The organism is Streptomyces sp. SID5464, assembly GCF_009862985.1.
In the GTDB taxonomy this organism is placed as follows: Bacteria; Actinomycetota; Actinomycetes; order Streptomycetales; family Streptomycetaceae; genus Streptomyces; species Streptomyces chartreusis_D.
Genome location: NZ_WWIQ01000050.1, coordinates 156707 through 164112 on the forward strand (window position 1 = coordinate 156707; position 7406 = coordinate 164112).

Consider the following 7406-nt stretch of genomic DNA (forward strand, 5'->3'; position numbering starts at 1 on the left):
CAACAGGTGTGCGGAGCGCGGAACTCGGGAAGGCCGCTTGATGCGGAAGCGGCAGCGATGGGGGCGGCAGTGACGGACGGATTCGACTTCAGCCCGGGGGCCCAGGTGCCTCTGGCGGGTGCGAGCGGCCAGACCGCGGCGACCTACGCGCTGGCCGCCGCGGCGTACCGGGACGACGAGGTCACCAAGATCCTGAACGCCGACAACGAGTGGCACCAGTCGAAGGTGACCCCTCCGCGCCCCTGGGCGAAGATCCTCCGCCCGAACTTCGGCGAGGCCTTCTCCCGCGCCGTCGTCGACCGCATGCTGGGCGCCGGGCGCAAGCCGGTCATCCAGTCCTTCGGCATCGAGCCCCAGGTCGTCGTGGAGCACTGCCTGGCGGCCCACCGCATCCGCCGCGACCGCGACAACTGGCTCTCGGCGGTCACGGTGATCTGCGGGGTGCTCTTCCTGCCGGGATTCCTCGTGTGGCTGCTGGTGTTCACGCTGCGCACCACCATGGCCAAGCGCGAGGACAAGCGCGCCGGCGCCCTCGCCACGACCCTGCTGGTCGCCGTGGGCGCGCTCGCCGTGCTGTTCCTGATCCGCATGCCGTTCGAAGGATTCTGGGCCCTGTACGGGCGCGCGGCGGTCGTCATGCCGGTGGTCGGCTGGTTCTGGGCCAAGCAGATCTGCGAGCGGACGGCCCGGGACCTGCGGGACCGCTGGTCGAGCCTGCTGTCGGGCGGCGGCGTGGGCGCCAAGATCCCGGAGGCCGTCCCGGGCAACCCCGGCGACGCGGCCGAGCAGGTCCGCAAGGAGCTGGCGCGCCTGGGCGCCGAGCAGCGGTCCAACTCGGTCTTCTACGCCGGGCCCAAGGGCATACTCGGCATGGGCACGCGGTGGGGCAGCTGGCAGCTGGCCGAGGAGCTGGTGTCCGCCGAGCCGGGCAAGGACTTCCACCCCTTCCGCAGCTGGGACGTCATCGTGGCGATCCAGGGCGGCCTGGGCATGCTGGAGCGCACGTCCATCAACACCGGCGGCTTCCCCAAGCCGTCCATCACGCACTGGATCGTCACGCCGATCGGCGAGAAGGCGACGGAGGTGTCCCGGCCGAGCGGTGCGGACGTCGACGCGTACACGGTGCGGACGCACGCCATCCAGGACATCTGCAACAAGCAGCAGTTCGGCAGCGGCGACCGGCACTACCTCGGCGTGCAGTGGACGCTGTGGGACGGCCACCTGGTCATCACGATGCTGATCACGGTGACGGTGCTGCACGACACGCTGCGCATCGAGGTCACCGGTCACGCGCTGGGGCCGGTCAACCCCCTCTTCAACGAGAAGCCCGCGGCCAAGGAGAAGACGGTGCAGAAGGCTCTCCGCTTCTGGGAGACCCGCACCGTGAAACTGCCTCTGATCGACGCCGACGAGGTGGTACGGCTGGCCGCGCGCGCCCCGCTGACCTGGTACCCGCCGCTGCTGAACTGGCTCGGCGGCAGCCTGACGCTTCCGGAGCCGTTCGGTCTGCGGCACTCGTGGGCGGATCAGCCGTGGCGGCACCGGTTCATGGCGGACGACGCGCTGCGGGCTGCGACGCCCGTGCTGCGTGTGGTGCACGCGGCGGCGCTGAAGGTGCTGCGGGAGAACGGGGTGGATGTGGAGAAGTTCGGCTCCAGGTCGGCGGTGCTCAGTGGGGCGGTGCAGGAGGCTTCGCCGAAGAAGGCCGACGTCTACGACGCCTAGTTGTTTCGGCGCCCTGCGTTTCGGCTGGGGCCGGGTGGGTGCGCGACCCGGCGCTGCGGGGTGCCGCCTGTGCCCACCCTCCTCCAAGTTCTCGGCTTCGCTCGAACAGGTTCGCTCGAACAGGGGCCCCGTCGCCCCAGCGGCACGACTGCCCGCAGGCTAGGTAGTCGGCCAGGCCTCCGCCAGCATCTTCCTCGTGTCCGCCAGCAGCTGCGGCAGCACCCGCGTGTGCCCCACCACCGGCATGAAGTTCGTGTCGCCACCCCACCTCGGCACGATGTGCTGGTGCAGGTGCGCCGCGATGCCCGCGCCGGCGACCGAGCCCTGGTTCATGCCGATGTTGAAGCCGTGGGCGCCCGAGGCGGTGCGCAGGGCCGTCATCGCCTGCTTCGTGAGCTCGCCGAGCTCGGCGGTCTCCCCCGCGGTGAGGTCGGTGTAGTCGGCGACGTGCCGGTAGGGCACGGTCATCAGGTGCCCGCCGTTGTACGGGTACAGGTTGAGCACCGCGTAGACCTGCTCGCCGCGCTTGACGACCAGTCCGTCCTCGTCGGACTTGGCCGGGATCGAGCAGAAGGGGCAGCCGTCGCCGGCGCCCGGGCCGGTCGGCTTGTTCTCACCCTGGATGTAGGCCATCCGATGGGGCGTCCACAGACGCTGGAACGCGTCCTGCGTCCCCACTCCCAGCTGCTGCTCCGGCTCACTCGTCATGCAGTGCAGCATATGGCGTCGAGCTGGGGGGACGGCAAAGGCCCCCGGGATCTCCCGGGGGCCCGAGCGCCGTGCGATCAGACCTGCGCGCGCTCCTCGACGACCTTCTGGATCTTCGCGATGGCCTCGTCGAAGGGGATGCCGTTCTCCTGCGAGCCGTCGCGGTAGCGGAAGGACACGGACTCGTGGGACATGTCCTCGTCGCCCGCGATGACCATGAAGGGCACCTTCTGCTTCTGGGCGTTGCGGATCTTCTTCTGCATCCGGTCGGAGGAGGAGTCGACCTCGACGCGCAGCCCCTGCTTCCTGGCCGCCGTCGCGAACTTCTCCAGGTACTCGACGTGCGCGTCGCCGATCGGGATGCCGAGCGCCTGGACCGGTGCCAGCCAGGCAGGGAACGCGCCCGCGTAGTGCTCCAGGAGCACCGCGAAGAAGCGCTCGATCGAGCCGAACAGCGCGCGGTGGATCATGACCGGGCGGGTCTTGGAGCCGTCCGCGGCCGTGTACTCCAGGTCGAAGCGCTCCGGCAGGTTGAAGTCGAGCTGGATGGTCGACATCTGCCAGGTGCGGCCGATGGCGTCCTTGGCCTGGACGGAGATCTTCGGGCCGTAGAAGGCGGCACCGCCCGGGTCCGGGACGAGCGGCAGGCCCTGCTTCTCGGCGACCTGGCGCAGCGTCTCGGTCGCCTCCTCCCAGGCCTCGTCCGAGCCGACGAACTTCTCCGGGTCCTTGGTGGACAGCTCCAGGTAGAAGTCGGTCAGGCCGTAGTCGCGCAGCAGCTCCAGCACGAAGGTGAGCAGCTTGTCGAGCTCCTCGGACATCTGCTCGCGCGTGCAGTAGATGTGCGCGTCGTCCTGGGTGAAGCCGCGGGCGCGGGTCAGGCCGTGCACGACGCCCGACTTCTCGTACCGGTACACGGTCCCGAACTCGAAGAGGCGCAGCGGCAGTTCACGGTACGACCGGCCGCGCGCGTCGAAGATCAGGTTGTGCATCGGGCAGTTCATGGGCTTGAGGTAGTAGTCCACGCCCTCGTCGAGCTGCATGGGCGGGTACATGCCGTCGGCGTACCAGTCCAGGTGGCCCGAGGTCTCGAAGAGCTTCCCCTTCGTCGCGTGCGGGGTGTAGACGAACTCGTAGCCCGCCTCCTCGTGCCGCTTGCGCGAGTAGTCCTCCATGACCCGGCGGATGATGCCGCCCTTGGGGTGGAAGACGGCGAGGCCGGAGCCGATCTGCTCCGGGATGGAGAACAGGTCGAGCTCGCTGCCGAGCTTGCGGTGGTCACGCTTCTCGGCCTCGGCGAGGAACTCCAGGTGCGCCTTCAGCTCGTCCTTGGTCGGCCATGCGGTGCCGTAGATGCGCTGGAGCATGGGGTTCTTCTCGCTGCCGCGCCAGTAGGCGGCCGCGTTGCGCATCAGCTTGAACGCCGGGATGTTGCGGGTGGTGGGCAGGTGGGGACCGCGGCAGAGGTCCTTCCAGCACAGCTCGCCGGTCTTGGCGTCCAGGTTGTCGTAGATCGTCAGCTCGCCCGCGCCGACCTCGACGTCCGCGCCGTCGTCGGAGGAGGCGGAGCCCTTGAGGCCGATCAGCTCCAGCTTGTACGGCTCACCGGCCAGCTCCTCGCGGGCGGCCTCGTCGGTGACCACGCGGCGGGAGAAGCGCTGCCCGCGCTTCTGGATCTCCTGCATCTTCTTCTCGATGGCCTTGAGATCCTCGGGCGTGAACGGCTTCTCGACGTCGAAGTCGTAGTAGAAGCCGTCCTTGACGGGCGGGCCGATGCCGAGCTTGGCCTCGGGGAAGAGTTCCTGCACGGCCTGCGCCATGACGTGCGCGGTCGAGTGGCGCAGGATGTTGAGGCCGTCCTCGGAGGAGATCTCGACGCCCTCGACCTCGTCGCCCTCGGACAGGGCGTACGACAGGTCCTTGAGGTCGCCGCCCACGCGCGCGGCGATGATCGAGCGCTCGCCGGCGAAGAGCTCGGCGGCCGTAGTGCCCGTCGTCACCACGCGTTCTTCCCGCTCGGAATCGCGCTGGATGATCACACGGACGTCTGACACCGGTCTCTCCTGACTGAAGGGGGCTGCGTGCGCCATACCGGAGCGCGCGCACGAGTAAGGATCGTACCGACCCGGGACCACCCTTCGCGAAATCAGTCCCCGCAGTCCCCTCCGCAGGCCTCCTCGAAGAAGGCCGCCACCCCGGCGTTCTCCTGGAGCGCCTTCATGAGGCGGTCCCGCTCGGCGTCGTCGACCTGCACCGGTACGACGCCGTGGGCGCCGGTGAGACGCCGGAAGCCGCCCCTGCTCTCCAGCCGTCCCTGGACCCGCACCGGCAGCCCGACGAGGTGGGCGTGCCCGGCGATCCGGTACGCCTCCTCGTCCAGGGTGATCCGGACGTTCGGTACGTCGGCCCCGGCCAGCACCCGCAGCCGTACGGTGCCCTCGCCGCGCGGCCCCGATCTGCGCATCCGTGTCACCGCTCCGGTGATCCGCACCGGCACGGCGGGTTCCTCGCGCAGGTAGCGGGCGCCCGCCTCGCGCAGCACGGGCAGGTCGCCGGGTGAGAACTCGACGGGCTCGGCGGAGGGCGCGCAGCCCTCGGGCACACCGGCGGCCGGGGCCCACTCGACGGCGACCCGGGCGCCCTCCGTGCCCCGGACCAGGGCGACGAGGGCCTCGGTGAGCTCGTGGCTCACGCCCGCCTCGACCGCGGCGTCGAAGGCGTCCATGCCGCCGGTGGCGCGCTGGTAGTCGATGGCCTCACGAGCGGCGTACAGGGCCTGGTGGAGGCGGACGGCGAGGGGGCGGCCGCCTGCGACGGGCACGAAGGCGGTGAGCCGGCCGTCCGCGGCGGAGCCGACGAGGACGTGTTCCAGGGCCGCGGCGGCGGAGGCCCGGTGGCGGGCGCCGTGGTAGCCGGCCCGGGCACGGGTGGCGAGTGCCGCCGCGAGCAGCATCCGGCGGGCGGCGGTGCGCAGCCGGTCCTCGACGGTCCAGGGCGCCGCACCGGCGGGCCCGGCCGGGACGTCGTGCCACCAGCGGATCTCGTCGCTGGGGACGGCGAGGGAGACGAGGACCTCGCGGGCGGAGGGCGAGCCGCTGCGGGACAGGGCGAGCAGGGCCTCGCCGAGCAGGTCGTCGCTGTCGGGGAAGGCGCGGTTCTCGGGCACGAGGAGACTGGTGCCGGCGCTGCCCGGGCCGGGTGGGGTCCAGCGGCCGTAGCGTCCCGGGGCGCCGCCGCGCCGCTGCCAGCCGTGCCGGCGGAGCAGGGCGCTCAGTACGGCCGGGTCGACGTCCGCGGGCTCGGGCGGAGCGCCGCTGAAGGTGGTGTCGACGGGGTGCGGCCGCACGGGCCTCAGTGGCTCCTCGGTCGGGCGGTGCGTCACGGTTTCCCTCCCGTCCCGACCCGCGTCATGATCTCGCACAGGGCCCGGTCGTCGAAGATGCGTGAAGTCGGTATCCGCACGGTGGTGCGGCGGCGGCCGGTGATCGGCTGGCCGGCGAGGTTGGTCCAGTAGCAGCAGTGCCTGAGGTCGAGCCGGTCGTGGCCGGCGCGCAGCCAGTCGTCCCGGGAGCGCGGCACCAGCATCACCACCAGGATCTTGTGCACCGACACGGGTGTGCGGGCGAGCTTCGCCAGGTGGTCGTTGTCGAGCGTGAAGGCGAAGGTGCGGCCCGGTGGGTCGGGCGGCACCTGGTACGTGGCCTTGAGCTGCACCTTGATGGTGACCTCGTCGTCGACGGTGTGCCCGGGGGCGCTGTGGCTGACGTGCCAGTCGATGCCGTTGTCGGGGAACGGCTGGGAGAGCGAGCAGCCCGCGGCCGCAGCGACGGCGTGCAGATAGCCGACCTGGAGTGTCTCCATGCAGGCGGTGGTGGCGAGGGTGCCGCGGGAGGGGGCCGTGCGCTCGGGCAGCAGCCCGCCCCGTTCGGGCTGCGCTATGGCCATGGCCAACAGCCTTCCAGAACAAGTGAGTCCCCGTGCGGGCCGTTGAACTGCGCGGACCCGTACTCCTGTTGTCTCCTTCCGGCGTACGGCGCAAACAGCCCGGGTATCACCGGATCGGGCAGCGGACGGTGCGTCAACTGCCGAAGGTGAAGAGGGGTTGTGTGGCTATGACGACGTGCTGGTATGAAGGGCCGCTGGCCGCCTTCGACACGGAGACGACGGGCGTGGACGTCGAGACCGACCGCATCGTGTCGGCCGCCGTCGTCGTCCAGGACGCCCCGGGCATCCGGCCGCGGGTCAGCCGCTGGCTGGTGAACCCGGGCGTGCCGGTGCCCGCCGAGGCGACGGCGGTGCACGGGCTGACGGAGGAACACCTCCAGCGCAACGGCCGGTGGCCGGCGCCGGTGATGTTCGAGATAGCGGAGGCGCTCGCCGAGCAGGCGCAGGCGGGCCGCCCGGTCGTGGTGATGAACGCGCCGTTCGATCTGACCCTGTTCGACCGGGAGTTGCGCCGTCACCGCGCCTCGGCCCTGAGCCGCTGGTTCGAGTCGGCGCCGCTGTTCGTGCTCGACCCGAGGGTCCTGGACAAGCACCTGGACCGCTACCGCAAGGGCCGCCGCACCCTGACCGATCTGTGCGCGCACTACGGCGTCGCCCTGGAGGGCGCGCACGACGCGGCGGCCGACGCCGTGGCGGCGCTGGAGGTCACCCGGGCGGTGGGCCGCCGTTTCGCGTCGCGGCTGGAGCGCCTCGCCCCCGGTGAGCTGCACACGCTTCAGGCGGTGTGGCACGCGGCGCAGGCCCGGGGGCTCCAGGCGTGGTTCGCACGCAGCGGCGTGGAGGAATCGGTCGACCCGGCCTGGCCGCTGCGGCCGGACCTGCCGGCGGCGGCCTGAGCACCTGGTGCGGGGCATGAAAAAACCGGTCCGTCTGGGACGGACCGGCTGTTTCCGGTGGGCGATACTGGGTTCGAACCAGTGACCTCTTCGGTGTGAACGAAGCGCTCTCCCACTGAGCTAATCGCCCGG

The 7406-nt window shown here is 71.1% G+C and carries 6 protein-coding genes and 1 tRNA gene; 2 read left to right on the forward strand and 5 right to left on the reverse strand.

Annotation, left to right across the window (positions count from 1 at the left end):
• Positions 1-57 precede the first annotated feature (57 nt).
• The gene (locus GTY47_RS24765) at positions 58-1725 is read left to right on the forward strand and encodes a membrane protein (protein WP_040904147.1); all 1668 of its coding nucleotides are present in this window, start codon (positions 58-60) and stop codon (positions 1723-1725) included.
• A gap of 159 nt (positions 1726-1884) precedes the next feature.
• Here the strand turns inward: GTY47_RS24765 and GTY47_RS24770 are convergent, their stop codons facing one another.
• The 4 genes from GTY47_RS24770 to GTY47_RS24785 form a co-directional block, all read right to left on the reverse strand.
• Positions 1885-2445 carry an HIT domain-containing protein gene (locus GTY47_RS24770; RefSeq protein WP_010046527.1) on the reverse strand — a complete coding sequence of 187 codons (561 nt, stop codon included), beginning with the start codon at positions 2443-2445 and terminating at the stop codon, positions 1885-1887.
• A 65-nt stretch (positions 2446-2510) separates the two neighbouring features.
• The gene (gene thrS / locus GTY47_RS24775; protein WP_010046529.1) at positions 2511-4487 is read right to left on the reverse strand and encodes a threonine--tRNA ligase; all 1977 of its coding nucleotides are present in this window, start codon (positions 4485-4487) and stop codon (positions 2511-2513) included.
• Between the two features lie 92 nt (positions 4488-4579).
• Positions 4580-5815 (reverse strand): hypothetical protein, encoded by a 1236-nt coding sequence (locus tag GTY47_RS24780; RefSeq protein WP_010046531.1) that lies wholly within the window; start codon positions 5813-5815, stop codon positions 4580-4582.
• Positions 5812-6378: a DUF4365 domain-containing protein gene (locus GTY47_RS24785; RefSeq protein WP_010046532.1), complete on the reverse strand. Its 567-nt coding sequence runs from the start codon at positions 6376-6378 to the stop codon at positions 5812-5814. Before GTY47_RS24785 ends, GTY47_RS24780 begins: the two co-directional genes overlap by 4 nt.
• A 167-nt stretch (positions 6379-6545) precedes the next feature.
• Between GTY47_RS24785 and GTY47_RS24790 the strand changes: the two genes are divergently transcribed.
• On the forward strand, positions 6546-7274 hold the full coding sequence (locus tag GTY47_RS24790; protein WP_010046533.1) for a 3'-5' exonuclease: 729 nt from the start codon (positions 6546-6548) through the stop codon (positions 7272-7274).
• Positions 7275-7332: 58 nt separating this feature from the next.
• On the opposite strand, the gene GTY47_RS24795 is transcribed toward GTY47_RS24790, so the two are convergent.
• A tRNA-Val gene (locus GTY47_RS24795) sits at positions 7333-7404 on the reverse strand.
• Between the last annotated feature and the right edge of the window lie 2 nt (positions 7405-7406).